Origin of the sequence: Methylomonas sp. EFPC1 (genome assembly GCF_016925515.1) — a bacterium.
Taxonomy (GTDB): domain Bacteria; phylum Pseudomonadota; class Gammaproteobacteria; order Methylococcales; family Methylomonadaceae; genus Methylomonas; species Methylomonas defluvii.
In genome coordinates this window covers 1,246,530-1,272,399 of record NZ_CP070494.1, presented here as the reverse complement: position 1 = coordinate 1,272,399, position 25,870 = coordinate 1,246,530, and the positions used below count along the sequence as shown (strand labels likewise).

At 48.5% G+C, this 25,870-nt stretch carries 23 protein-coding genes; 8 read left to right on the top strand and 15 right to left on the bottom strand.

Annotated elements, in window-relative coordinates; all coding sequences use genetic code 11:
* Positions 1-2 precede the first annotated feature (2 nt).
* Positions 3-1,385 (bottom strand): ethanolamine ammonia-lyase subunit EutB, encoded by a 1,383-nt coding sequence (locus JWZ98_RS06040; protein ID WP_205453641.1) that lies wholly within the window; start codon positions 1,383-1,385, stop codon positions 3-5.
* Between the two features lie 196 nt (positions 1,386-1,581).
* Here JWZ98_RS06040 and JWZ98_RS06035 point away from each other — a divergent pair, with 196 nt between their 5' ends.
* The 4 genes from JWZ98_RS06035 (at position 1,582) to JWZ98_RS23370 (ending at position 5,206) form a co-directional block, all read left to right on the top strand.
* Positions 1,582-3,027, top strand: a complete 1,446-nt coding sequence (locus JWZ98_RS06035; protein WP_205453640.1) for an NAD(P)/FAD-dependent oxidoreductase — start codon at positions 1,582-1,584, stop codon at positions 3,025-3,027.
* 129 nt (positions 3,028-3,156) lie between these two features.
* Entirely contained in the window at positions 3,157-3,786 is a 630-nt protein-coding gene (locus JWZ98_RS06030) for a hypothetical protein (RefSeq protein WP_033157920.1), read from the top strand.
* 10 nt (positions 3,787-3,796) lie between these two features.
* Positions 3,797-4,909, top strand: coding sequence for an inorganic phosphate transporter (locus tag JWZ98_RS06025; RefSeq protein WP_033157921.1), 1,113 nt, complete (start codon positions 3,797-3,799; stop codon positions 4,907-4,909).
* Positions 4,910-5,077: 168 nt separating this feature from the next.
* Positions 5,078-5,206 (top strand): hypothetical protein, encoded by a 129-nt coding sequence (locus tag JWZ98_RS23370; protein WP_275899183.1) that lies wholly within the window; start codon positions 5,078-5,080, stop codon positions 5,204-5,206.
* A 158-nt stretch (positions 5,207-5,364) separates the two neighbouring features.
* Here the strand turns inward: JWZ98_RS23370 and JWZ98_RS06020 are convergent, their stop codons facing one another.
* The 8 genes from JWZ98_RS06020 to JWZ98_RS05985 all read right to left on the bottom strand — a co-directional run bounded on the left by JWZ98_RS06020 (position 5,365) and on the right by JWZ98_RS05985 (position 13,869).
* Positions 5,365-5,949, bottom strand: a complete 585-nt coding sequence (locus tag JWZ98_RS06020) for a DUF2799 domain-containing protein (RefSeq protein ID WP_205453639.1) — start codon at positions 5,947-5,949, stop codon at positions 5,365-5,367.
* 622 nt (positions 5,950-6,571) lie between these two features.
* The gene (locus JWZ98_RS06015; RefSeq protein ID WP_033157922.1) at positions 6,572-6,760 is read right to left on the bottom strand and encodes a hypothetical protein; all 189 of its coding nucleotides are present in this window, start codon (positions 6,758-6,760) and stop codon (positions 6,572-6,574) included.
* A 182-nt stretch (positions 6,761-6,942) separates the two neighbouring features.
* The gene (locus JWZ98_RS06010; RefSeq protein WP_205453638.1) at positions 6,943-8,874 is read right to left on the bottom strand and encodes an N-6 DNA methylase; all 1,932 of its coding nucleotides are present in this window, start codon (positions 8,872-8,874) and stop codon (positions 6,943-6,945) included.
* Between the two features lie 8 nt (positions 8,875-8,882).
* Positions 8,883-9,269, bottom strand: a complete 387-nt coding sequence (locus JWZ98_RS06005; protein WP_205453637.1) for a type II toxin-antitoxin system VapC family toxin — start codon at positions 9,267-9,269, stop codon at positions 8,883-8,885.
* Complete coding sequence (locus JWZ98_RS06000; RefSeq protein WP_033157925.1) at positions 9,270-9,500, bottom strand: hypothetical protein; 231 nt, start codon at positions 9,498-9,500, stop codon at positions 9,270-9,272.
* A gap of 24 nt (positions 9,501-9,524) precedes the next feature.
* On the bottom strand, positions 9,525-10,298 hold the full coding sequence (gene dinD, locus JWZ98_RS05995; protein ID WP_205453636.1) for a DNA damage-inducible protein D: 774 nt from the start codon (positions 10,296-10,298) through the stop codon (positions 9,525-9,527).
* Entirely contained in the window at positions 10,295-11,452 is a 1,158-nt protein-coding gene (locus JWZ98_RS05990; protein WP_205453635.1) for a restriction endonuclease subunit S, read from the bottom strand. Before JWZ98_RS05990 ends, dinD begins: the two co-directional genes overlap by 4 nt.
* Positions 11,449-13,869 (bottom strand): DEAD/DEAH box helicase family protein, encoded by a 2,421-nt coding sequence (locus JWZ98_RS05985; RefSeq protein WP_205453634.1) that lies wholly within the window; start codon positions 13,867-13,869, stop codon positions 11,449-11,451. The genes JWZ98_RS05990 and JWZ98_RS05985 overlap by 4 nt, the downstream gene beginning before the upstream one ends.
* A gap of 465 nt (positions 13,870-14,334) precedes the next feature.
* Between JWZ98_RS05985 and JWZ98_RS05980 the strand changes: the two genes are divergently transcribed.
* Positions 14,335-15,531 carry a site-specific integrase gene (locus JWZ98_RS05980; protein WP_205453633.1) on the top strand — a complete coding sequence of 399 codons (1,197 nt, stop codon included), beginning with the start codon at positions 14,335-14,337 and terminating at the stop codon, positions 15,529-15,531.
* Between the two features lie 50 nt (positions 15,532-15,581).
* On the opposite strand, the gene JWZ98_RS05975 is transcribed toward JWZ98_RS05980, so the two are convergent.
* Both JWZ98_RS05975 and JWZ98_RS23485 read right to left on the bottom strand, forming a co-directional pair.
* A complete protein-coding gene (locus tag JWZ98_RS05975; RefSeq protein ID WP_205453632.1) occupies positions 15,582-16,988 on the bottom strand; it encodes a Fic family protein in 1,407 nt (468 codons plus the stop codon).
* A 652-nt stretch (positions 16,989-17,640) separates the two neighbouring features.
* The gene (locus JWZ98_RS23485) at positions 17,641-18,288 is read right to left on the bottom strand and encodes a hypothetical protein (protein WP_346015189.1); all 648 of its coding nucleotides are present in this window, start codon (positions 18,286-18,288) and stop codon (positions 17,641-17,643) included.
* A gap of 495 nt (positions 18,289-18,783) precedes the next feature.
* Between JWZ98_RS23485 and JWZ98_RS05965 the strand changes: the two genes are divergently transcribed.
* From JWZ98_RS05965 to JWZ98_RS05955, 3 genes are all read left to right on the top strand, one after another.
* Positions 18,784-19,368: a hypothetical protein gene (locus JWZ98_RS05965; protein ID WP_205453630.1), complete on the top strand. Its 585-nt coding sequence runs from the start codon at positions 18,784-18,786 to the stop codon at positions 19,366-19,368.
* A gap of 350 nt (positions 19,369-19,718) precedes the next feature.
* A complete protein-coding gene (locus JWZ98_RS05960; RefSeq protein ID WP_275899218.1) occupies positions 19,719-19,934 on the top strand; it encodes a tyrosine-type recombinase/integrase in 216 nt (71 codons plus the stop codon).
* A gap of 12 nt (positions 19,935-19,946) precedes the next feature.
* Positions 19,947-21,146: an IS91 family transposase gene (locus JWZ98_RS05955; protein ID WP_205453629.1), complete on the top strand. Its 1,200-nt coding sequence runs from the start codon at positions 19,947-19,949 to the stop codon at positions 21,144-21,146.
* 755 nt (positions 21,147-21,901) lie between these two features.
* On the opposite strand, the gene JWZ98_RS05950 is transcribed toward JWZ98_RS05955, so the two are convergent.
* From JWZ98_RS05950 to JWZ98_RS05935, 4 genes are read right to left on the bottom strand one after another with little or no spacing between them, the layout of a single operon-like run.
* On the bottom strand, positions 21,902-22,594 hold the full coding sequence (locus tag JWZ98_RS05950) for a DUF4105 domain-containing protein (protein WP_205453628.1): 693 nt from the start codon (positions 22,592-22,594) through the stop codon (positions 21,902-21,904).
* The gene (locus JWZ98_RS05945; protein WP_205453627.1) at positions 22,591-23,052 is read right to left on the bottom strand and encodes a hypothetical protein; all 462 of its coding nucleotides are present in this window, start codon (positions 23,050-23,052) and stop codon (positions 22,591-22,593) included. Before JWZ98_RS05945 ends, JWZ98_RS05950 begins: the two co-directional genes overlap by 4 nt.
* Before the next feature lie 6 nt (positions 23,053-23,058).
* The gene (locus JWZ98_RS05940) at positions 23,059-24,858 is read right to left on the bottom strand and encodes a phage tail tape measure protein (RefSeq protein ID WP_205453626.1); all 1,800 of its coding nucleotides are present in this window, start codon (positions 24,856-24,858) and stop codon (positions 23,059-23,061) included.
* An 8-nt stretch (positions 24,859-24,866) separates the two neighbouring features.
* Entirely contained in the window at positions 24,867-25,784 is a 918-nt protein-coding gene (locus JWZ98_RS05935) for a hypothetical protein (protein WP_205453625.1), read from the bottom strand.
* Positions 25,785-25,870 lie beyond the last annotated feature (86 nt).

The window sequence follows — 25,870 nt, the reverse complement described above, 5'->3', positions numbered from 1 at the left end:
CGTTAAACCCGCGGCAAGCCATGAAAGTTGGCCAGCAATGGTGTGGTGTTGCGCGCCTCGGCCAAGCGGTTTTGACCATCGAAAATACCCATGCGCTGCAACCAAGCCTCGAACTCCGGCGCCGGCCGCAAGCCCAATACTTGTCGTAGATACAAGGCATCGTGAAACGAGGTACTTTGGTACGCCAGCATCACGTCGTCGGCACCGGGTATGCCCATAACGAAGTTGCAGCCGGCCACACCCAACAGCGTCAGCAGGGTGTCCATATCGTTCTGATCGGCCTCGGCATGGTTGGTGTAACAAATATCGCAGCCCATCGGAAGACCCAGCAGCTTGCCGCAAAAGTGGTCTTCCAAACCGGCGCGGATGATTTGCTTACCATCGTATAAATACTCCGGGCCGATGAAGCCGACCACGGTATTGACCAGCAACGGATCAAACTCCCTGGCTACCGCATAAGCCCGCGCTTCGCAGGTTTGCGCATCGATACCGTGATGGGCATTGGCGGATAAGGCACTACCCTGCCCGGTTTCGAAATACATCAACTGCTGGCCGGCACTCGCACGGCCCAAATTTTCCGCCATGGCCTTCGCTTCGCGGAGCATTGCCAGATCGATACCGAAACTGCAATTGGCCGCTTCGGTACCGGCGATAGATTGAAACAGCAAATCCAGCGGGGCACCGCGCCGCATCAACTCCATGCTGGTGGTCACGTGGGACAGTACGCAAGACTGGGTTGGAATTTGATACTGAGCAATGATCTCGTCCAGCAAATTCAACAAGCTGTGGACGTTATGCAGATTGTCGGTGGCGGGATTGATGCCGATCACCGCATCCCCGCTACCGTAAAGCAAACCATCCAAAATACTTGCCGCAATGCCGCGCGGATCGTCGGTCGGATGATTGGGTTGCAGGCGAGTAGATAAGCGGCCCGGCAAGCCGATCGTGCTGCGAAAGCGGGTAACCACGCGGCAACGGCGCGCCACGGCAATCAAATCCTGGTTGCGCATGATTTTGCTGACCGCGGCCACCATTTCCGGCATCAGCCCGGCCGAGATTGCCGCCAAATCATTCTGCTCGGTTAACAGCCAATCGCGAAACTCGCCCACACTTAAACTCGCAATCGGCGCAAACGCTTGCGGATCATGGCGCTCCAGAATCAAGCGCGAGACTTCATCCAGTTCCGGCGCAATCAAAGGCTCTTCGATAAACCGCCTTAAGGGTACGTCGGCCAAAACTCGCTGAGCAACAGCCCGCTCCACTTCGGAATCCGCCGCCAAACCGGCCAACTCATCCGCTGCCCGGCGCGGCGTAGCCTTGGCCAGCAAGGTACGCAAATCGCGAAAATGAAAGCTTTTGCCGTGTGCGGTTGCGGAATATTTCATCAGTCGGGCAGCTTACGATGGGGTAAAACGCGAGAATACGACAAGTTTGTGACTATTATGTGACATAGCCGGTGGCGGACCTTTAGTTACCATCAAGTCATTTGCCTGCAATATTTGGCTCGTACCGTAGCGAGAATTCGCTGCCAATTCCAACGGCAAACGGCTGGCAACCCATAAACACGCAGAGGCGACGCCGATGACCACCCTATCCCTCAAGCAACTCAACCGTTCCATCTATTTCATTGCGTTGGCCCTGTCGCTAAGCCTGCGCTCCGCTACTTTAGCCGCCGAACCACTTAGCGCCGATGTGTTGATCGTCGGCGCCGGCCTGTCGGGTTTAAGTGCGGCCTATCATTTAAAGAAAGCCGGCAAAACCGCCGTGATTTTGGAAATGAGTCCGCGTGTTGGCGGCCGCATCCGCACCGCTGCTTATCCGGACGGCACGCATGCCGAAGTGGGTTTGGAAGAGTTTTGGGAAAATAACCCGGCTATCGAGATTTTCCGGGATTTGCATGTGCCGATGGAAACGGCTTACAGCAGTTTTTCCAGTTTTTATTACCAGGGCAAGCTGTATCCGTTTACGCAAAATACCAATCAGGAGTTTCTGGCATCGGTGTTGGATAGCGACGAATTGCAAGCCTATCAACGCTGGGACGCAAAAATGGCCGAGCTTTACCGGCAATTGGCTTTGCGGCCTTTGCCCGAGGCGATGCTGGCACTGCAAGAGATTTCCTTCGCCGACTGGATCGAAAACACCAGCGGCCTGTCGCCCAAGGCCCAAGAGCTGGTGCGCATTGAAACCGAACCGGAATACGCTACCTCCTGGCGAAAAATCAGCGCGCTGGACGGCATTGCCGAATGGCATTATTTTTCCGGCAATGGTCTGGCACCCCGCCATGTAGTCGGCGGCAATCAACGAGCCGCGCAAGCGCTGGCCGATTTTATCGGCCGGGACCGCATCCTGCTGAACCAGCAGGTCACCCACATCACAGCCACCGACAATAATGTGGAAGTGCTTACGTCCGACCAAAGCAGTCTGCGGCAAAAGCTATTCCGCGCCAAATACGTGATCACTGCCATTCCATTATTCCGGCTCAACGACATTCAGTTTGCTCCGCCGTTGAGCGCCGAGCGAAAGCAAGCTATCCAAACCCAATCGACCGGCGCCTACTTTACCGCGCACGTCACGGTAGATAAGGCCGCCAGCAGCTTCTGGACCCGCGACGGCGACAGCATCTTGCCGATTATGACCGACAGTCCTTTGGGGGTAATTTATGAGGGCGGATCAAAATCCAGCGCCGATGCGCTGTTGAATTTATTGGTTAGCGGTGCGGACGCGGAGCGGTTTAACTCGCGGATGAGCGATCCGGATCAGATTCGCGAAGCGTTGCTGGCGGCGTTTGACAAACAGTGGCCGGGCTTCCGGGAGTCGGTCAAACGCATGAATTTTTACCGTTACCATCCGCGCGCGATAGCATCATGGCCGGTCGGCCGGTCGCGCTTCGATAGCCTGTCTGAGTCGTTAAGAAAACCGCAGGGCCGCGTCTATTTTGCCGGAGATTTTACCGAGGACAGCCACTCCAACGGCGCCAGCCAATCGGCAATACGCGCGGTTAAGGACATTTTGCAAAAACGCGATTAACCTGCGTTTGGCAGTTTAGCGCCGGATGACATCCGCTACACATGCGGTCGGCAAATTGCCGACAGTTTCTGCACATGCCGCCACGCTGTTATACAATATGCAACAAAACCGTCACAATTAAGGTACACCATGTTCTCTCTACAAACCATCTTTGGCAAAGGCGATAAATTTTATGGATTGCTTGAAGCTAGTGCGGAATCGGCACACGCCTCGGCCAAAGCCTTGATAGAACTACTAAGCACACCCACCACCCAACAGTCATTAGAAAAATTTAAACAGGCGCGGCGCCGGGAAAAGAATTTATTCGGCCAAATCAGCGAAGAATTAGTCAATACCTTCGTGACCGTCCTGGACCGCGAGGATATCGAAGCCCTAAACGGCGCGCTGTATAAGATTCCGAAAGTCGTCGAAAAATTTGCCGAGCGTTATACGCTGGCATCGGAGCGGATCGGCGATGTCGATTTCAACAGCCGCGCTGTCATGCTGGAACAAGCCTGCCAAGTTTTGGAACAAATGGTTGGTCAACTGCGCAAAGGCATGGATTTGGACGAAGTCAAACGACTAAACGATCAACTGCAAACGATTGAAGCGGAAGCCGACGAACAGATACTTGAGCTGTATCGCGACGTCTACGCCAACGAAACCGATCCGATCCGTTATCTGGTAAAAACCAATTTGTTCGAAATCCTGGAAAAAGCCATTGACCGCTGTCGCGATGCCGGCAACGTGGTTTACCACATCGTATTAAAAAATTCTTAGTGGCTCCGTCATGCTGACATTGCTTTTGCTGGTCATTCTGGCGGCGCTGATATTCGAGTTCGTCAACGGTTTCCACGACACGGCCAACTCGATTGCCACGGTAGTCGCCACCAAAGTATTAACCCCCACCCAGGCGGTGATCCTGGCTGCCGTGACCAATCTGGTCGGCGCCTTATCCGGCACCGCGGTAGCCAAAACCATTTCCTCAGGACTGGTCGATACCGGCATGGTGACGATTACCTCCGAAGTGTTGATTTGCGCACTGACCGGAGCAATTATCTGGAATCTGATCACCTGGGCCTTGGGCTTGCCCTCTTCTTCCAGCCACGCCTTGATCGGCGGCTTATGCGGCGCGGCCCTGGCGGCGGGGCACAATAATCCCGATGTGTTGATATGGTCGAAAACCGCATTGGTGTGGACCGAAAACAAAGGCCTGCTCTGGAAAGTGGTGATTCCGATGATCAGCTCGCCGATTGCCGGCTTTACCTTGGGCATTTTGATCATGGGTTTGTTGATGGCGATCATCAGCGGCATGAATTCCGCCGGCGGTGTCATGGCGCAAATCTCGCGGCCGAGATGGATCAATGCGCTGTTCGGAAAAGCACAATTGCTATCGGCCGGTTATATGGGCTTTGCCCACGGCAGCAACGATGCACAAAAAACCATGGGCATCATTGCACTGGCCATTTTTGCGGCCAATAACGCCGGCACGCTCGATCAGTTGCCCAGTTGGGCGGAGTTCCTACGTCCGGACGGCGGCGAGAAGGACATCGACACCTGGATCGTCTTCAGTTGCGCCTTGATCATGGCGCTCGGCACGTCGGTGGGCGGCTGGCGGATTATCAAAACCCTTGGCCACAAAATGGTCAAGCTGCACCCAATCAACGGCTTCGCGGCGGAAACCAGCTCCGCCACCATTCTATTGGCCGCCGCACATTTCGGCATGCCGGTTTCCACTACGCATAGTATCTCCACTGCGATCATGGGTGTCGGTTTTGCCAAAAATCCCTATACCCTGAAACTTTCCGTGATCGAACGGATTGTTTGGGCTTGGGTTCTGACGATTCCCGCCGCCGGCGGCATAGCCTGGGGCATGGTGAGTTTATTGCCGCTGTTGCAGTAAGCCGCTAATTTGACTATCAGCTTCATCATTGACTATGCAAATTCCCAGGGTAATCTGTCTGGCGAGGGAAACTAATGTTGTAAAAACCTATGCTTGTAGCCCGTCCAAAAAATCGTTAGTTACCCCACTTAAGTAACAAGGCTTTTTCCTAAACGAAAGGTGGCTGAAATGATGAGAGAAATACTGGAAGTCGTAATGCTGTTGGGCTTGATGGGTGGCCTGTTTTTCGTTAAACACGAGTTCGAGAAAGACAAGCAGGAAAGACTAAGCAGCGGAAAACCCGAACCGAGAAAATGAGTTAAAGGCAAAAACGCTGCCAGGCAAGTTAAAGGCAGAGTTAATTCAAAAAATTATCAATGCCCAGCTTGCCTAACAGATACCGCGTTTTGCTAACGAGTTATCTGTGCTTAATCCGGATAATTGCAACGAATCCTCCCGGAATCCCAAGAAGCCACTCATCGATAAGACTGAGACTCATGGCGGAACTCGTTGAGTTGCCGTTCGTGGTAGTAAAGATCATCCCTAGCCCGGTCTCGGTTACGCCGCAGTTGACTTATATCGTTACGAATTCTGGCCCGGTCTTTGTCGTTTAACTTGTTATCCCCCAAGCTGATTTCTTTGGTGGAAAGTTCGTTATCTATCCTATCCAATTCGGCGCGTTCTCTATGTACAGCGTAAGCCGCTGCGTGGTAACGGCTGAATACACCATCAATCGATGGCGGGCAAACATGGCGGTAATCATGGCCTTGCAACCCCACTTCAAAAGCGTTATCGATACGACAGTATTCTCTTATACCCTGTTCGCGGCCAGCAAAATACTGCGAATCATTCACCGCCACACCGTATTCGGAGCATGCCTTTCGGTGTTCGCTCAACCGCTCACTCGCCTCTCCAGAACGGCCGTCTTGAACCCCTAAACCAAACCAATCACCCCGCTTGCAGTCTTGTTGGCTAAGCGTTGCACAGCCGGTAAAAAACACAACACATAAATACCCCGTTAAGCGCTTCACCATGATTTTGTCTTCCCAATAAAGATTCACCGCACCGCCAGAACAGCCGCAATGGCTTGAAGCCCCAGGTATCCTGAAACTGAACTGGAATCGCTGGAAATTATAGTCAACATTGAAAATTAGACGAACAGGTGTCGGCCCACGGCAAAATCGATTCAGGCCAAATGCCAATGACTACTACCGGGAAAGTTGGGATGGCTAAGCCAGTCAAAACCATAAACTGAAAGCCCTAAAGACCACGATTCAAGAACTGCAACACGCCATGGCCTCTACAGAATGCGGCAGAGGCTGTTCAGCGCGCTATTTAGAGATTACTTCCAACGGCGGTTGAATGTCCGACCGTAAATAGATAAGCGTAATCGATGGAGCGTGATCGTTACGACGCCGGATTCATCGCGATGGCAACCGAATCCAGGGTGCGTAAGATCTTCAAAAAAGACATGGTAACGTTTAAGTTGCAGCTCTGCCGTCATCGTATTTCCGAACCTATTGTGCTGTGAAGACGTAGCCACTATAGGCTTAAAAATAAAGGATTTTTTGATCTACAACAATCATTAGCGTAATCCTATACCTACGCGACAGCCAATCCAAAACCGCGCGCTTACTTCTGGCGTGAGCATGACCGATGAACTTAGAACTCAGAGAGAACGTTCTAATGAGAAGCCCAGTGCTGGCGAATAGTGTCCGCATGTGCCATCAAATCATTAAACGCTTGAACACAATCTCGATGGTAAGGATGTCTTTTGTTATTCACCGGGTGGCTCAGGTCTTCCATCAATTCGTTAACCACTTGTTCAATCTCCAAAAGCTCCATCGGCTTTTTGTTGAAAAATTCGCTCATTTTCCTGACTCATATTTTTATTTATTTGAAGCTTTAGCTTACAAATACCTTATGACATCAATGTGACAAAAAGCGAGTTCAACAGCATTTACAAGAATTCCTAGCACTTGAGCAAAATGCATAAGTCCTTCGTTCGATGTTACAAACCCAGGTTATTACCATGCACTCGGAACGACACAGCGTTAGATCATGGCTGTCAAATTCGCCATAGCCCGCGCGACTATCTCGCCTTGATGATTGATGTTGTCGATAATCTGCTGTACGGTGCGGGTATCAGTAACGGCTTTGGCATGCGGATTCACAGCTTTCAGGTCGAAAACGGCGGCGTCGATGTCGCTGGCTTTGGCCTGGGCTTCGCGGATGGCTTTTTCCTTGGTTTTAATCGCATCTTCCGCGGCGGCGATTTTGTTCTTGCCGGCTTTGTCGCGTTTTAATGCCTTCAAGGTTTCCCGTAACGGCAATAGTTCTTCGGTTAGCCGGTTAGCTTCGTCGATAAAGGGCTGTAGGTCTGCGCGGGCTTTGGCGCGGCGGGCGGCGAAATCGACCGTCCAGGAAAAATCGCTGTCGGCTTCCGGCGTGCCGTGTTTCGCCAGCAAACGGGCAAACGACGGGAATAGCTTGTCTTTATTTTCTTCCACCGCCAGCCAGTCGGCCGTCAGTGTGGACGGCAATTCGGCATCGCTCAATAGACCGCCGTGTCGATCAAAACCGAAATGCGCCAACGTCATCGGCGACTTTTTACCGACTTTGACTTGCGACAAATCGTAATACCAAATGCGCTCGGTTTTGCTGCCTTTGCGGAAAAACAGCAGGTTGGTTTTAACGCCCGCGCCAGCCGTCGAAAACACCCCACCCGGCAAACTAACGATGCACCACAAATCGCATTCATCCACCAATTTGCGTTTGGTTTCCACGAAGGCGCTTTCGTTGGTGCGAAACAGCAAACCCTCGTCCAGCACGATACCGCAGCGCCCGCCCGGCTTACCGTCCAGCGGCGCTTTCAATTCGTCCAGGATATGCTGCACAAACAACACTTGCGTGGAGCCGGTTTCAAAATCGTAGTTTTTCTGCGCGTCCGAGCCTTCCTTGCCGCCAAACGGCGGATTGGTCAGGATCACATCAAAGGTTGCCGGCGCTTGCTCGAATAAACCGTCGTAGGTTTGCTTGCCGGTCAGCGTGTTGCCGTGCCAGAGATTGGGCTGGTCTATGCCGTGCAGAATCAGATTGGCTAAGGCGATGGGAAATACCAGATTTTCCTTTTCCCGACCGAAAAACGTATCGTGCTTCAGCGTTTCCAACACCGTCGAGGCCGGCGACTGCCCTAGTTGATAGGCGATATGCTCGTAAGCCACCGCCAAAAAGCCGCCGGTGCCGCAACACGGGTCATACACCGTTTCGCCCGGCTGCGGATCGAGCACATTCACCATCGCCCGAATCACTTCGCGCGGCGTGAAGAACTGGCCGCCGTCCGAGTTCTTTTCGCCCATTTTCAGCAGCAAGTCTTCATAGACTTGCGACAGGGTAAAGAAATGGGTGTCGTCGATATGATCGATGTGGATTTCATGCACCTTATCGAAAATGTCGCACAGATTGGTTTCGCTATCCACGCGCACCTTTTCCACCGCCGTCATGATACGGCCAATCACGCGCTGCTTCGGGCTGGCGCCGGCGTTAGGCAGTTGAGTACGCGGATCGACATCCAGCCGATGCAGATGCGGCAGCAATTGGTTATTGATGAAATCGAACAGACTGCCTTCACCGGCTTCGAACAAGGCTTGCCGCTTCCAACCAAACCGATAACCTTCCGGCGTTTTCGGCGCATCCGGCTTCTCGGAATACGGTGCCGCCCAATCCTGCCAGCGATACGGCGCCCGCAAAGCCGGCGAATAATCGTTGCCCAAGGCTTCCGCTTGTTCCAGGGCTTTTTGCTCCTGGGCATCGAGAATGCGCAAAAACAGAATCCAGGTCAGTTCCGGCACATATTGCAAGGCGCTGGCGCAGTTGGAACGGCGCATCACGTCGCAAATGGCTTTGACGAAAGACGACAGAGATTGCGTGGAGGCGATGGCTTTGGGGGCTTTTGCGCGGCGTGCCGATTTAACTTTTTCAAGCATGTTTTTTCTCACCACAACGTCGCGACGGGATACTGGCTAATCAGACCATCGGCAGTCAAAATAACCAAATCATGTGCCATCGCTTGGCATATCAACATGCGATCAAAAGGATCGCGGTGCAAGGTTGGCAAGCGACTTAATTGGAAAACGGCCTTTTCATCCAGTGGCAAATAATCGATCAAATGGTCGCGGCATTGTTGGCGAACAAACGCTTCGGGTGCCAGAGGTAGTGGCAACTTTCCCAACTGATGCTTGACCAACACTTCCCAAATCGACACGCTACTTAACAACACCGTGTTATCAGGATCTTGAAACACGGTCTTGGCCTTTTCGCTCAATGCCGCGTCATCGCTGGCCAACCAGAGAAAAGCACAGGTATCCAATAAAACGTTCACTTAGCGCCCTTCAAATTCATCCAGCAAATCCGCTGGTAACGGTGCAAAAAAACTATCCGGCACTTTAAAACTGGCTTTGGCCAGGCCTATGGGACGTCGTTGTCCGGTAGCAGCAGGCTGCGATGCTTCTCGCTCCAAACCCAGGCGAAAGTAATGCACCAAATCGTAAATCTCGCCCAGCTTATCGCTGGGAATTTGTTTGATTTCTTCAATCAGCTGTTGTTGCAACATAATTTCTATCCTCATAGATTCAAATTACTCATTAGTATCGTCGGACTTGATCAGTTTCTTCCGCGCCGATTCAATTTGCTTAATACTTTTTCCCGGCGTAGGCAGTGCTTCCGGCATTGTCCCACCCAAATCTTTAATAGTCTGACGGACTTTTTTACCCACTTCCAAGTGCGTTTGGTTGGCCTGCCGTTTACCTTTGACTTGGTCGCGTTTCAGTTTTTCTTCGGTTTGGGTGGCGCGAAACAAGTTTGCGGCCAACTCGGTGCTACCCATGTGATCCAGAATTTTCTGGCTTTTTTTCAAACCTTTACGAGCGTGAATATCCTTGGCCGCGGCGGCCAGATGTTTGTTATGTAAAGCCAGCTCATTACGAATGGCCAAACGTTTTTCATCTTCGGAAAGCCGGGCGAACTGTTCGTCATCCGCCAATTCCTGCCGCCGAGTCTGCATGGCAAAATAAGTTTGGCCATTGGCAATCACCGGCTTGCTGGGGTCGCCGTTTTGCACCACCAGATAGCAGGCATAGCGTGATAAGCGTACATCCGCTACTTCCCGTTTTGCGCCAGAGCCGATTTCGACCATTGTGAGGACATCCTCAATATGGTCGGCAACGTCTTGCCCGCTATTCCTACAAGCTTCCTTGGCGCGTTCTAAAACCGGCAAGAAATGACGATATTGTGAATATTCCAACACAACAGCCAGTTGACGAGCATGCCAATACTCATTGCCGTCGTCATCCAAGTGACGAATGCTCTCGAAGGTTGCGTGGTGCTTTTCGGCGATATGTTTGGTGGTCATGACGATCTCCTTTCGTGATTAAAATCGAAGGCCTTAGCCAGCAACCGTTCAGGGATTTTGTTCAAGTCGTCGAGCTGTTGTTTAATGGCCGCCTTGACCGGTTGCAATTGTTTCAGCGCAGCGGATATTCGGACTTGCTCGGAATATGGTGGCAGTTGAATGAAGCCTTCTGCAAGGCGATTAAACAACATCCGTTCGCGTACCGCACCGCGCGCCAGCGAATTGATGCACTGCACACCGAAAGGCGAACGTAGCCAGTAATAAAACCAGCGGGAGTCGACTATTCCCGGCTTGCCCTGCAACGCCACGTAATCCGGGCTGGTGATGCCGGGCTGATCGTCGTCATCGACAAAGGCAATCGAGCCGATCAGGATACGCATTGGATTGTAAAACACGGTGCCGGAGAAAACCGGTTTATAACGTTGCGGTTGTTTACCCGGCGGCTCCTTGGCCGGGGCCAAGCCATCACGGGTTGCACCCAATACCGGGTAATCGGCCCAATGTTCACCAATGCCCTTTTTCACTTCATCCAGAACATCACCTAACAGGCATTCGCTAACATCGGAATGTTCTATGCTTTCGCGAATATAGGCATTGGCAAGTTTGATAATTTCTTGCTGTTGGATTTCTAAAGCCTGCCGCGCGGTTTCGACTTCGGCGAGTTGGGTTTTGAGATTGTTGGCGATTTTACTTTGTTGCGTTGCTAACAAATCAGGTATCCGTAAATCTTTTAGATCATTGATACTTAGATTTGATTGGGCAGCCCCTCCAGCTGTAAGCACGAGTTGTTTGGTAACGTCACTCATCAATAAGTACGGTAGCCAATCTTTCGCTTCTTGAGATTTACCCCTAACAATTGCCACACGTTGATTTACGTAAGCACCTTCTTCCTTATCTGTAACAACTCCAATTTTTCCGGTTGTTGCACCTGATAGTGCAATAAGCACATCGCGCGATTTAGCTATAAATTGCTCAGAAATAGGGTTGGCAACATGATCAAAAGTAGTTGCGTTAACCAAATTAATGGAGCCGCCTACTAAATCTGAAATTCGAATTACTTTTTTAATTCCTTTCCCAAACCACTTACTGTCAAATGCAAAACCTGAAATAACATCAGCTAAGTCGGATAATTTCATCAATGCCTTATTGCTCATACTCCAAACAACCTTCCCTTAGCCTGCAAGATCACCTCCACCGGTTTTCCCAGTTTTTTCAACGCCGCCAAACCACCCGCCTGCTGAATGTCCGGCACGTCCCACAGCGTCGGCGTTTCCAATGCTTCGGTGCCGCCCAGCGAAAATTGCTGACCAAAGCCGCGCAACACCATGGCGCTGTCGCTTGGCATGGCGTTGAACCAGGCTTGATTACTGTCGATATAAGCCTGGCCGCGTTGCGGTTGCTTCAAGGCTTGGGCGCGGTAGCCGTGGTGGGCGAAGATGTCGTAATAATCAAAATCCTGCATGTCTTCCAGTTCGCGCAGTACCTCCGGCGAGTAATGGTCGCCCAGCAGATGGTCTATCAATTGCCGGCGTTTTTTGGCTTCTATCCACAATTGCCGAAACTGGTTGAGGTCGTGCGCTTCGCTGACCACGCGCTGCAGGATTTCCCGACGGTATTCGTCGCTGGGGATTTGCACGTCGCGGCCATCGCGGCGGGTCAGAATGTAACGGCCTTGCGGGGTGACACTGACGTATTGGCCTTTGATCTCCGCTACCGAGGGTTGATGGCCTTGTCCTCCATCGCCATCATCACCGCCGTCATCCTCGTCATCTTCATCATCGCCGCCCGGCTTTTGCTTTTTGCCCGAGCTGTTCGCGGTGATGAAATCGGTGCCGAATAAGTCGGTGACGCCGGTGTAGTCGTAGAGCCAAAATTTGTATTTTTGGGTGTCTTCGTCGATGCGGGTGCCGCGTCCGACCATTTGGTAAAACAAGATGCTGGATTCCAGGTAGCGGAAGAACACCACGGCATTGAGGCGTTCGATGTCGACGCCGGTTGCCAGCAGATCGACCGTGCAGGCGATGAAAGCGCGTTCGCCGGAGCCGCGCATGGGCTGGATCAGGTCGCGGCCGCCTTTGTTGGTGCATTTAAAGGCGTACAGGTCTTTCGGGGTTTTGCCGTGCTGTTTGCACCATCGGCTGTACAGGTTGTTCATCTGTTGCACGACGCGATCAGCATGAATGTCGCGGGTGCAGAAAATAATCACTTTTTGTTCGGGGCCGCCGTGGCGGCAGAGCTGCTCGAACAAGTCTGCGCACATCGCAGGAGTGCGCAGCTCGATAAAGATTTCGTCGTCGAAGTCTTTGGCGGTGTAGAGGTCTTTTTTTAAATCCGTCTCGCAAATGGGTTTGCCGGTGCGAAGGTCGGTGGGTTTGAGGTCGAGTATTTGTTGCTTGGTATAGCTGATGTTGTCGATACTGGCCTGGCGTTTGACGATTTCGCAGGCGGCGAGGTAGCCGTCTTCTTGCGCTTGGATCAAGGTGTATTCGTAGACCGGTTCGCCGAAGTATTTGAGATTGTTGGCGGTGATAGCGGCATCGTCGGCGGTTTGCTGTTTGGATTCGCGTAACTGGCGCGGCGTGGCGGTCAAGCCGATTTGCACCGCGTTAGGATTACGCAGCAAGACTTCCGACCAACGGCCCCAGGCGGAGCGATGGCATTCGTCAATGATGATGACGCTGAAGGCATCGGGCGGATAGTGATCGGTTAAAAAACTGCTGGCGCCGGATTCTTCGTCATCCAAACCCAAGGTTTGATAGGTGGCGATATGCACGCGGGCGTTTTTGGCGGCGTTTTGTCCGCTGGCGGTTTCGACGATGCGGGCGCTATCGCCAAAGGCCGCTTTCAGTTTGTTATAGCCTTGGGTGCGCAGTTCGTCGCGGTCACACAAAAATAATGCAGGCTTGGTCAGGCGTTGGGCTTGTTGCAGGCGCCACAGCAAGTTGGCGGCAATCACCGTTTTACCGGCGCCGGTGGCCAGTGCCAGCAAAACACGACACGGCTTTTGTGCCCGTTCGCAATGCAGGATCTTCTCGAACACGGCGCGAATCGCGGCATCCTGGTAATAGCGGCTCTTGGGATAGGCTTTGCTGTCGGCGGTGAATAACAGCGCCGCTTCCGGTTTATGCAGGTCGATACCGGTGTCGTTGAGGTAGCGCTGGGTTAGCGCGGTGTGCGTTGGAAAGTGTTCTTTGAACACATGCGGCCCGGTTTGCAAGCCGGTAGTTTTATCAAACTCACCATAACGATGGCCGTTGGTGGCAAATACGTATTGCACATGAAAGCGACTACATTCCGCGTAGGCCTTGGCTTGCTGCATGCCTTGCAGCGGGTCGGCCTCTTCCTTTTTGGCTTCCAGCACACCGACGGGGAGCGGTTTGGTGGCATCGGGCGTTTGTACGCAAAGTAGATAATCAGTGCGACCGCCGCCGGGGCGTCTTCGGCCTTTGTGGCCGATGGCTTCCACCGGTGCAGGTGTTTCCAATTTTAGCTTGCCGGCGTCGTCGTAGCCTTTATCGCGCAGAACGGGATCGATCAACCAATAACGGGTTTCAGCTTCGTTGTAGCTCATTTTTGGTGACTTTCCCTATCTTAGAATTAATTGGAAACGGCGTCCGATGGGTAATAGTCTATCAAACCCATTAAAAAATCCTTGCCCTGGATTTTATCAGTAGGTCGATTTCACGTTGAATGGGTTGCTGATCTGATTCCAAACCGAATTTGGATATTCGAATCAGATAGACAGAACTGGATGAAGCTAGACGCCCCTCGGATCAGCGGAGGTCCGGAGCGGGCAAAAAAAAAGCCCCACATTTACATGTGAGGCCTTAATTATTTGGCTCCCCCGGACGGGCTCGAACCGCCGACCTAGTGATTAACAGTCGCTAAAGACCATGTTACCACGTATTTCTGCAGGTTGCAGAACATTCCTAAATGCCCGATTATATTGAACTTTATAACATCTTCCGTTTATGGTTGTTTCATTCTGTGACCTTATGTTGCGGAATTCAAGTGACCACAAAGTGACCACGAAATTATGTTTACTGACAAATCGATCAAAGGACTTAAGGCAAAACCGTCGGCATATAGACTTTATGAAAAAGGGCCCGATAAAGGCTTGGGCGTCAAAGTGACGCCAGCTGGAAGCGTAACCTTTTTTATTCAGTATGCAGGTCCAGATGGTAAACAAAAATTCGCAAACCTGGGCCGGTATCCATCGATTAGTCTATCTGAGGCAAGAGATAAGTGTCGTGAACTGAGACGGGAGATCGATCGCGGAGTTGACCCACAATCCCGCATTGAGCTGAGACTTGGCAGCGTAGCTGATTTGTTTGATTACTACATCAAGCACATGGTTGATTCAGGAAAGCGAACTTTTGAAAAAGTCGAGGCCGATCTTCATTACAACTGTAAAGACATTTTGGACTTACAAGCTAAAGACGTAACTCCAGCCCATATAAGGAAAATACTTTACACCATTATTTCGCGAGGCTCGAATGTTCAGGCTAATCGGATTCGGTCCTACTTAAGAAGAGCATTTGAATTAGGCGTTTATCATGATAACGACCCCAAAAACCTATCAAATGATTTTACCTTTCAAATACAAGCCAACCCTGTTGATGCAATTCCAAAAGATACCAATGCCGAAGTTGCTGGAGAAAGAGCATTATCATTTGCCGAAATCAAAGTGCTTTGGAACGAAACATGCCTTCATGAGCAATTCCATCTAGCTACAAAATTACTACTCCTATATGGCTGCCGTTCTTGGGAACTCTGCGGCGCAATGAAACATGAGTTTGATTTTGAAGCCATGATTTGGAGCGCCCCGCCAGAACGCGTGAAAAACGAACGCTGGCTGATATTGCCTATTACTCCGTTGGCTAAAAAATTACTTAATGAATTATGGCCATATTCTGGAAACTCTGACTATCTTTTTCCAAGCCGATATAATGAAGAAAAACCGATACACAAAACATCTTTGGCGCACGCAATAACTCGAATAAACAGCATAGATACTTTTACACCGAGAGATTTAAGAAGAACAGTAAAAACTCGTATGGGAGAAATTGGCATAGAAAAAAGCATTAGAGATAGGATACAAAATCATGCTCTAAATGACGTAAGCTCAAAACATTATGATAGATATGATTATCTACAAGAAAAACGAAGCGCTTTATTAAAATGGGAAAATCACTTAATCGAGTTGAATGCTCATAAAAATACGTTCAGTTGATTTTTATTAGATCAACAATAAATTAGCCATTAATTATTTTTTGATTTAATTCAATCAATGAGTTTTATTCCTTTTTCCTGCCATACCGAAAACTCCAGAGGACGCAAGCCGAAACGGATAGCATTTCCTGCATGTAACGTTTTGAGTTCGTTTTGTATCAAAATAATGAATTTCTGCTTGTCTTCCTGGGACACAGAATTTGGAATGCCTGCCGAGATTGATGCTGCATCTGTCGCCAGTCCATCCCGGACAATGGCTCTTATAACCTCGGCCAGTTCGTTTCGGTAACGTAATCTAACGATGTCCGGCGGCACGAGCTGCTGTTGCACGGCGACGTATTGCTGACAGGAACGCTCGTAAGCCCAAATATAGACATCTCTCAACAATTCAATTCGATTCAGCTCATAGACACCGAGGACCGCGTCCACGTAAGCCTGTTGAGGCACATCGATAAAGGACAGTGGACAAAGATTGTGTTGAATCAGCGGGATATTGGCCGCCAACCGCGAAACCCGTTTGTTGACGTCTTCGAAAGGCTGCAAGTAGGGCAAATGCACCATCAGGAAAAACGATTGTTCAAACGGATCGGCGATTTCCGCCGCCATGGTCATGACAATCCCGAACAACTCTTCAATCCGTTGCGGCATCGCAATAGGCAAATATACACTACCCCCAATATCGACCGCCCGATTACGCAGGCGACCACAACTCATCGGGTCCGCCAACAAACCATCCGATAAAAAAGCATGTAAGGCAACAATGGTTTCGGCCGTAACGCCGGCATGCTCGGTATCCCGTACCAAATATTCAATGGCCGACTTGTGATTGAGGATCATCTGGGTTTCCATAACATCCTTGCCTTCAGCCGCCTGACCGAACTCAATCAAGCGTTCAGTATCCAGTCGACTGTAGGTATTGCCTTCCAAGCGGGACGAAGCCCAAGAAAGGTCGATGAGCAGGCGATTCAGAATGTCACGGGCAAACGTTCCTGCCGGGGTTTGCTCAGACGGCGACCTGCCCAAGGTATGTAATTGTTCGCGTAAACCAGCTGATAAGTAATAGGTGTGGTTTGGATAGTACTGCCCCAGGAAATCCGGTTGGTAGCTGACGGGAGGCCTTTGAGTTCGTGGTTGACGAATAAAGAACTTGATCTCTTCGCCTTCAAGCGAAATGGGAATGTAAACTTCGTCAACGCCATGCCGGTTTGAGTCATCCACACCATCAACTGTGGCGATACCCGTACCAGGCTTTACGACTTTATACTTCAGTGCTCGTCCATCGCCTTCGCTAACAATGCGACGCTCTGCCACCAATGTGGCCAATCGACGTTGTAAAGTGCGGCCCTTAATTTCGAAATCTAGCCATTGCGCAATGTCTTTCGCGCCAATACCTTCGGGATATTGAGCAATCAGCTTTTCGATTCGTTCCAGCTCTTCTGATGGGACTATTTTTGGCATGATTTAATTTTTGGTGTCGCGATTAGTTTTAATGCGCCATTTAATATGTCATTAAACCAAAAATCGCGCCATAAAAACATCCTGGTTGCACATTTAAACTTAATCCAACTTCAGTCCGCTCCAGTCATCACGCTCCGTACCGACCGCAAGATCAAGCAAGGCCAAATTCAGAGGACCAGCGAAAAACCGCGAAAAGAGCGGTTTTTCGAGCGTATAGAATTTTTGGCAACGTCGTAAACTCGCATCAAAACCATTACGGCGAGCTTGCGATGTGCAATATTCCTTCAAAAAATCTTAAGCTTCAGTTTCCATTTCAAAATGTTGTTAAGCATTTTCGGATTGGCATGATTGTCGGCTTTTGCATCATCAGCCAACCCATGGAATCAATGGCTAATGGAGCCATTCAAATAAACAGCAGCAACCAACAGTCTCCTGGTTCAAAAACCACATTACGGAACACGCTGTGGGGCCAAGTTGCTCGGAGACATGGCATTGACCCCTACATTCTCTATGCCGTTGCGCTCACCGAATCGCGAAAAAACGATGACCAGAATAAAGTCATACCCTCGCCCTGGGCCATCAATAACGCTGGCAACGCCTATATTCCTGGCAGCCAGCAGGAAGCCGAAGCATTGCTCAATCAATTGATGGATCAAGGTAAACGCAATATCGACGTTGGCATGATGCAAGTCAATCTTCGGTGGCATGGCCACCGTGTTGCGAAACCAGAGCAACTCTTGATACCAAGCACCAATCTCGAAATCGGTGCAAGTGTACGCGTCAACAACTGATACTCCGTTTCGTCTGGCACATACAACGATTCGACTTTTTTACTGGGATAAAGGCTGCCTTGGGAAGACAACCAAGCATCAAGCGTTGGCTTGGTATAGAGGGCAGAGGCAACGGGCTCGTTTTGTGGGTAATCCTCCGACAGCAGTACTGCCTTAGCAATGTCCCAGCCGTCTTCGCGCATCAGATCCAACGGCGGGCAGTCGGGGAGCGCCGACAAGGCGAAAATATGCCGGCCGGTTTTTTGATCTAGGCCCAACTCGTCGCGATCTAAGCCCAGCAATTCGACAAGACAATCAGTTTCGGCTTCACGTTTCCGCCACCACGTGGACTTACCGCGATCCAGTTCGCTTATCTTGGCGGCCAACGAACGTTTCGTAATGCCATTTTCCTCATTTGGCCCTTTGAATACGTCCGGCCATTTCTCTTGCAGCTTGGAGGCGATCTTGTCGAAGGATGTGAACTCCTCGGACTCCCCGAACTTCTTGGATGATGTGATTGGTTTGCTCACGATAGCTCCGCCATGATTGGAATGATGGCTATTGTATGCATTTTTTATATCTATGCAACTGTATTGCAATCGTTGCAATTAATCGCATTGAGTTGCAAATTTATTCACATCGGTTTATCGTGCAGACCAATCGCTGAACAAAAGGCGCAGCCAGAGTTTCATCCACTAACTCCAACGACAATGCAAAGGTTCGCAAACATATGAAGACATCGATCCCTGACAAAGAGCTGCGTCAACTTTTGCGTAAGTATGCGCGGTTGACCATTTCGCGGACGAAACGGCATATTCGACTTGGCAACCCCGACACGGGCCGATTCGTTATTGCCCCCACTTCCGGAAGCGACTGGCGAGGACTTAAAAATTTGGAGCGTGATATCCGCCGACTTTACGCCGGCGTTTGATATCAATTTTCGTATTACATTTAGATGCTTTTCTACCTCCAAAAAGTATCTAAATCATTAATCATGGGGGGGGAATTACAATTTGGGGTAATTTATGATCAGACAGGATGGCGTGCCTGTTACTTATACAGCATCTGCAACACATATCCGAAAACAGCGCTTTTATCGCAGCACTGAGCCAGCGCTTGAGAGTGCCCAGAACAGTGCTTTAATCGATAACAATGACCAATCGGTTGTAACCTCACAATTACAAACAACGATGTTAGCAAATGAATATCAACAGCTAGTATTGAGGCGACAAAGAGACGATATACTGCGACAAGCTGAAATTCAGCGATTACAGCATGAAAATCAAATGCTTGAACTTCGGCAACAAGCTGAGCTTCAGCGATTACAGCATGAAAATCGAATGCGTGAATTTCAGCTAGAGATCGCCAGATTAAAACGAGATATTCCAAACTCTGAATCAAGAAGAACGGTAGCAGAACACAGACCTAGAAACCAGGATCGTGACGCGTATTATATCCCGCGTTCTCAATCACACGAAGCCGATAAACTTAAGGCGAGCTATGATTTCAAAAACCAAAAAGCCTCAGCAGAAGCCAGCGGTAATATAGCGTGGTTCTTGGGGATTGGGCTATTGGCGTTCGCGGGTGTTGCATATTCTCGAAATAAATGACCGGAGAATAGTCGCATTAACGCGATAAGGTGCGCCAAATAGATGCGCCTTGCTTCGTACGGCACCTATCGAGCTTCGTCTGCGGTTAATTCGAGCTGGAATTAACGATAAATGCGATGCCGACCGTTTTCATATGAGAGCCGTTACATTTAGTTGGGAGATATACCGAAATTGCTTAATTACTTTTATCTACACAGAAAAAGGTTATCGCATGGCAAGTGGTTTTTACAAAAATCGTCACAATGTAGGTCAACCCATTCCTGTAGGACAACTGCACCGAGGAATGCTGATTCACTTAAGTCATACAAATTTTGCGTGTGTTTGGAGAATAATCTCAATAGAACCAATTAATTCAAAAGGCGAAGTGTGGCTTAGACAAGCGGGTATCGATGCATACGCTGAGGCATAGCTTTGCAACCCACTTGCTGGAGCAGAAGGTCGACATCCGGGTGATACAGGTATTGCTCGGTCACAAGAAGCTGGAGACCACGGCATTATATGCGCAGGTGGCCACCGATATTCTGCGGGAGGTGGTCAGTCCGATCGAGACTTTGCCGTCAATGTAGTCGAGTACGCCCGTGGGGCGCCCCGCGCTCGAGGTGGCGGATATTTTCCGCGCCCACGGATCGGCTTGGCGGGAGGCTCAGCATGGCCACTTGAGCCTGGGCCAACTGAAAGTCATGTCCGCCATCGAACAGTGTCGTACCGCGACATTGGGTGGTCATGTGCTGTGTTGCCCGGCCTGCCAGCATCAAGATATCGCCTACAACTCGTGCCGTAACCGACATTGCCCGAAGTGCCAGGCCAGCGCGGCCAAACGCTGGCTCGAAGCCCGCCAGGCCGATCTGTTGCCGGTCGAGTATTACCACGTGGTGTTTACCTTGCCGGCGCCGATCAGCGCCATCGCTTATTACAACAAAGCGGTGATCTATGGCTTGCTGTTTGAGATCGCGGCGGAAACCTTACGCACCATTGCCGCCGATCCGAAACATCTGGGCGCGCAGATCGGCGCCACTCTGGTATTGCATACCTGGGGTTCGGCCTTAACCCATCATCCGCACGTGCACGGCATCGTACCCGGCGGCGGGTTGTCGCTGGACAGTGAGCGCTGGATTAACTGCAAGCGCGGCTTCTTTTTATCGGTAAGAGTGCTGTCACGGCTGTTTCGACGCCGGTTTCTCGAAGAACTGAGCAAAGCACATGCGGCAGGACAATTGCAGTTCTTCGGTGAGTACGCCCATCTGACTGACGTGGCGGTCTTTGCCGGCTGGCTCAAGCCGCTACGCAAATGCGAATGGGTGGTTTATGCCAAACGCCCGTTTGCCGGTCCCGAAGCCGTCTTAGCCTATCTGTCGCGCTACACCCATCGGGTGGCCATTGCCAATTCACGACTGCTGACCATGGACGAACGCGGCATCACCTTCCGCTGGAAAGACTACCGGACCAAAGGCAAGACGCGGCATAAAACCATGACCCTCAGCCCGGATGAGTTCATCCGGCGATTTTTGCTGCATGTCCTGCCCAGTGGCTTTCACCGCATTCGCCATGTTGGCTTGCTGGCCAATGGCGGGCGTCGCAATCATCTGGCCCAGGTACGTGAACGGCTAAAAGCGGCGCCTGCTCAAGTGGACTCTAAGAATCCTATGGCTGAGGCGCCCGAAAACACAACTCCGCCAACCTTCGTCTGCCCGGATTGCGGGGCGGCAATGATGATCATTGAAATCTTGGCGCGCAAGCCGTTGATTCGGGCACCACCTCCACTGGGAGGCGTACCATGATGACACCCACTTGGCGAATGCGAAACACGACATCCTTACTTCGTCGGTTTTTGCCAACCTCGGGACCGCTTGGCCTGCTTGCGGAAAAACCTAAGTTCACCCTCAGTGTGTACGCTAAAAATTGCCCACTTTGGAGTAAAGTCGGGACATTTGCTCGACTTAGGCTTACGACTCCTGGGACTTTTAACCGCATCAGCGACCCAGCCCCTCCTCAAATCCCCATAGACTGTTACCCAATCTAACTCTCCACTGCGTGGCCCGCGGTTTCCTCCCTCGGGGCTTGTCCGACGCCTGCCCTCGGCGGCATTCGCAGCGGCATCGTCATGCGGTGAAGGGCAGGCATCCGACAACCCTTAACATTATGCGACATTCAGGAAACTGAAAAACACTGCTCGCCATAGACAGGTTTAGGTTGCGAAACTGACTGAGATGTTCGTATCCAGGTCAGTAAATATGTGGACTTGATTTTACAACCAGCCCCCGGATCAACCAAGTATCAGTACTCCACCGAGAACAGATGGGATTTTTATTGATTGTTGCTGCAGGTTCGAGAAAGTAATTATTCTATTAAGATTTAAGTACTCGTACATTAATAACCCTGCAAAATGGTGGTCAGCTTCCGCAAGCGAACTACAGCAATACCTGTGCAACATTAGAAGTGATATAAGGTATAGGCAAAGCGATATTCATATCTTCATCTAAAAACACCTGGATAATTTTGTATGAGTACTTATGCGATATAAGATTAAAGCATATCAATTTTTGTTTTTTTCGATATCTGGATTAATAGCTATATAATTTCTTGCGAGTTTTTTTTCTATTAAAAATGAATGCAGAGATTCTGGGGTGAATAAATCATCTTGGCTCTTTGCTTCACCAGGATATGCTATTAATACCATATTTTTGTATATTTTCAAAAATAATGACGACTCGTTATCTTTATTTTTGGTTAAATGTCTGCTTTCAATGCTAGAGTCAAATATCAATTTCATGACCCTTGTTGTACAATTGTTATAAAAGATATTAAAATACGTATGCTTGTTATCTTTTATTGCGTATTCTATTGCCTCAATAATTCGCTCTTCATTTATTAATTCTAGATTAAGTTTATCGAGACTCAAGGCTCTATTGTTTGCCATATATTCATATAGGCTATTTAACCCATCTCTACGTCTAGGAATTAACTCAATTCGGGATATAAAGTATCGAAGCCCAATCCATATCGTTGGATCGCCAACCATATAATCAAAGACATAGGGAGGATTATTTGTCTTTACTACTGCAAGCGCGGTATGGCCCAGTTTTTCATAAATGCTCTCGCCAGACCCTATAGTGATAATATAAACCCCAGGAGGCAATGTGTTAATGTGATTATTGCCACCACACACCCCATATGTTTGATGAAGGTAAAACAGGATTGCAATGAAAAAATTAAATGTTTTGCTCAATGTTTTATATAATCAATCGCTTTGGGATGCTCAGCAGCATTATTGCACGTATGATTTTCTTTAAAATTAGCGAGACTTATTTTATCTATGTACAATTTTTGGTCGTATGCTGTTTGCCAAAAACAAATCTTGTGCAGAGTGCTATTGATAGTGTTATTGTAATCTAAAATGCAAGAATTTATGCTGTCAACGCACTCTTTTATTGGATTTTCTAACAGGCAATTATTTCCGTTACTTATTGCCCAATTCGAGAATTCATTAATTTTTTTCTGATATTCGTTTGTAATATCTTTCAGCGAGCAACTTATTTGCACAGAAGCAGATAGTAATTCTATAGATCCCGATTTCTCATTAATACTTTGTGGAATGCTCAATGTAGGAATATCTAAGGGAGGATTCTGACTGCATGATACAGATATAATAATTATAGCTACACCTGTAATTCTATTATTTTTCATTTTCATTCACCTTGAAAAGTATCCAATATGCAAGTCAAGAACAATATCTTCTAATTCTGACAAATGCTCATTAGTTCTACTGACTGGTGAAAATGATAAATCCCATTCGCCTATTGGCGATGCGTTATGTAATGACATAATGCCAACTACATCCGGTTCACGTACAGAATCTCTAGTTTGTATTCTTCCGATTCTGATAGGACTTATATGAGATTGCGTTAAATTAACTCTCTTACCTGATGGTGTCGTATGTCTGGCTTGACGAGGAGGAAGTATTCTGGCAAGCCAAATATCATCTTTTTTTCCACCAATCACAGAACAACTAATTCCCTTAAGTCTAATACAATGTTGTTCAGGAAAATGATCTTCCTCTAATTCAAAACTCCAGTTACCGGAAGCTAAAGTTTGTTTCCATGACTCTTCTGCAAATAACGAACGAATTGATAAGCTGAAAATATAACTCTGCTCCCTCTGCATCAAGGCTTCATACCATGTTTGAGCGTTTCTAACCCAAATTAAAGCTTCATCAAATAATCCTACTTTAGCCCCATTTACATTATCCCCACTGCGAGCAGAAGAGATAACTGATTTTAATTGCCTTGGGATGTTTATTGGGAAATCGAATAAATCACACAATCCTTGATTAGCACTATCAATTCTAATTACTGCATCACTTAGATTTCTGTTGAATCTATCTTGAATAGGCAGCATTTGTTCTACAAAATTAAGGGCTCCTCCTTTTTCAGTAGCTGCTTGTAGTTTTATCTGAGCAAGGTTTCTAGCAATCTGTGTGCGTTGGGATCTGAATTCTTTATCTTTTAATTCCCAATTTTCTTTTTTTATTTTTGCTTTGAGTCGGGCTTCCGCGGCCAAATTTTGGAACTCCTGCTGGTCACTTTGAAGAGCAAGTTGAATTTGACTGGCTAAATGGTGCGGTATTCCCTGGTCAAACGCAATATCCTTCATGTGTTCAAAGGTAGGCTTAGCATCAAAACCATTGCCGCTATGAGTTAGGTCGTTACCTACATTAGGCTCTGCATTGTGTGGCAATGCTCCAAGCCATGCTGAAAACTGGGATAGTGTAAGTTGTTTATTAATTTGTTCTAGACTTTGATATTGCTTTAATAGATTATCCAAATTTTCATAAGCAGCTTTTGATAAAGACGCAGTTATTTCTTCCGAAACTCTATCTGATATAGCTAACTCACTTGATACATCATAAAATCCAGCTGCCTCCTCAGCTCGGTGAATTTCATCTAATTTCAAATAATGTAGCATCTCTAAGCCAAGGTTTGCAGCAAGTGATGCTTTTTCCTGCCATATTGATAGCTCGTTTAATCCTTTATCGATGTCCTGACCAGCTGTGGATAATAATACTTCAATATGAAATCGGTTGAATGGTAGAGGCCATTCATTCGGAATAAATGAAAATTGTGAATCTATCTTTGAAAATCTATCTAATAACCTTTCAGGTTTTATTTTATCATTAAGCTCAAGTCCGAAGTACGCTCTAAGTTGCCTATCCTTCGTTGGGTCACGGCCGAAGTCAATCTTATTTCCTGAATCTTTCTCGATTTCTGAAGTTTTTTCATTTACTGTTGGCGAAATTGGTTTTTTTCTCTTACTAGCGAGGTCTTCGCCAAGTTGTTTTGGTACAAAACTATTTCTGCTACCATTCGTTGGTTTTGGTTTTCCCTCTGGTCTGTCAAATGCACTTGCTGTACTTGATGCAGCTAAAAGAGCCGCACCAGCAAGTAATAACTCTCTTCTTTCTAATCGTTTCACATCGTCGTTATTTTCGTCCATTAGCACACCTATTTATTATCTTTATTTTGCCACCAAGGTTTGAATTCACTAAGTGGATTAGAATTGCTATTGTCTCCATAAGAACTTAAATCATTTAAAAGGGCCGACTTACCTTTTGGCACATCCATGTGAAAGTGAGGAGCACCCCAAACTTTCTGTTTAGGTGGACGGGTTCTTTCATCCCTTACTCTAATACCCAGGCTAATTGCTTCATTTTTAAAATCCATCAGAGCTTGATTAGGTATGTTGACTCTTCCCTTTGTTACATGACCTTTTTTATCTTGCACGTCAGCCATGTGCCACACTCGAATATCAATCGCTCTTCCGACATAATGTAAAGAATTCGGATTATGACCAGTCTGTTCATATCCTCCTGTAACCGTAAAACCTCGACGCCACGCAAAAAATGACAAATTTATATTCGTCATTTCTAAATAAGGAATTCGTAATTTTGGTTTATTTGTATATTGATTCTCGCTATTGTTATCACCAAATTGAAAAAATCGGCCATTAAAGCCAAAACTTCCAAGTGGATTTACATCTTTTGTTAAAGATAAGGTGTTAGTAAATGACCTAATTTCATTTGCTGTCGCGTCAAAAAAAACATTGCGAGCTACCACCGGGTCAATTCGGCCATTTAATGAAATTTCTGCCTTAGTAGCACCATTACTGACGGTTGCAGATTGTTCTTTTAAAACAAAATTGTGGGCTTCATTAATTTGATTTGAAGGGTTCTTAAGCTGTTCGAGCGGAAGTAATATATCTCGTAAAAGCTGCGCCAGCAGGACCTCTCTGGTTATCTCTGTAATTCTTGGGGCAGTACCAGGTATAGTTGGTACCTTTGGTATTTCAATTGGGCCAGGTGGTGGTGGAGGATACTCCTCAGCTGGAGGAAATTGAGGAGTGGTATTGCTATCATCCGCCATTACGTTATCCTCAGCATGAGATTAAAATAAAATTGAGATACCAACTTATTCCTGACCGAGTATAGTTGATTGTTAAAAGCTCGTAA

Bases quoted from the DNA above. Each gene is read 5' to 3' on its own strand.
- JWZ98_RS06030 (WP_033157920.1), top strand. From the start codon at position 3,157: ATGTTCTCTCTACAAACCATCTTTGGCAAAGGCGATAAATTTTATGGA.
- JWZ98_RS05965 (WP_205453630.1), top strand. From the start codon at position 18,784: ATGATCAGACAGGATGGCGTGCCTGTTACTTATACAGCATCTGCAACA.
- JWZ98_RS06010 (WP_205453638.1), bottom strand. From the start codon at position 8,874: ATGCTTGAAAAAGTTAAATCGGCACGCCGCGCAAAAGCCCCCAAAGCC.
- JWZ98_RS05935 (WP_205453625.1), bottom strand. From the start codon at position 25,784: ATGGCGGATGATAGCAATACCACTCCTCAATTTCCTCCAGCTGAGGAG.
- JWZ98_RS06025 (WP_033157921.1), top strand. From the start codon at position 3,797: ATGCTGACATTGCTTTTGCTGGTCATTCTGGCGGCGCTGATATTCGAG.
- JWZ98_RS05945 (WP_205453627.1), bottom strand. From the start codon at position 23,052: ATGAAAAATAATAGAATTACAGGTGTAGCTATAATTATTATATCTGTA.
- JWZ98_RS05940 (WP_205453626.1), bottom strand. From the start codon at position 24,858: ATGGACGAAAATAACGACGATGTGAAACGATTAGAAAGAAGAGAGTTA.
- JWZ98_RS06035 (WP_205453640.1), top strand. From the start codon at position 1,582: ATGACCACCCTATCCCTCAAGCAACTCAACCGTTCCATCTATTTCATT.
- JWZ98_RS06040 (WP_205453641.1), bottom strand. From the start codon at position 1,385: ATGAAATATTCCGCAACCGCACACGGCAAAAGCTTTCATTTTCGCGAT.
- JWZ98_RS05990 (WP_205453635.1), bottom strand. From the start codon at position 11,452: ATGAGCAATAAGGCATTGATGAAATTATCCGACTTAGCTGATGTTATT.
- JWZ98_RS05980 (WP_205453633.1), top strand. From the start codon at position 14,335: ATGTTTACTGACAAATCGATCAAAGGACTTAAGGCAAAACCGTCGGCA.
- JWZ98_RS05985 (WP_205453634.1), bottom strand. From the start codon at position 13,869: ATGAGCTACAACGAAGCTGAAACCCGTTATTGGTTGATCGATCCCGTT.
- JWZ98_RS05975 (WP_205453632.1), bottom strand. From the start codon at position 16,988: ATGCCAAAAATAGTCCCATCAGAAGAGCTGGAACGAATCGAAAAGCTG.
- JWZ98_RS06000 (WP_033157925.1), bottom strand. From the start codon at position 9,500: ATGTTGCAACAACAGCTGATTGAAGAAATCAAACAAATTCCCAGCGAT.
- JWZ98_RS23370 (WP_275899183.1), top strand. From the start codon at position 5,078: ATGATGAGAGAAATACTGGAAGTCGTAATGCTGTTGGGCTTGATGGGT.
- dinD (WP_205453636.1), bottom strand. From the start codon at position 10,298: ATGACCACCAAACATATCGCCGAAAAGCACCACGCAACCTTCGAGAGC.
- JWZ98_RS06015 (WP_033157922.1), bottom strand. From the start codon at position 6,760: ATGAGCGAATTTTTCAACAAAAAGCCGATGGAGCTTTTGGAGATTGAA.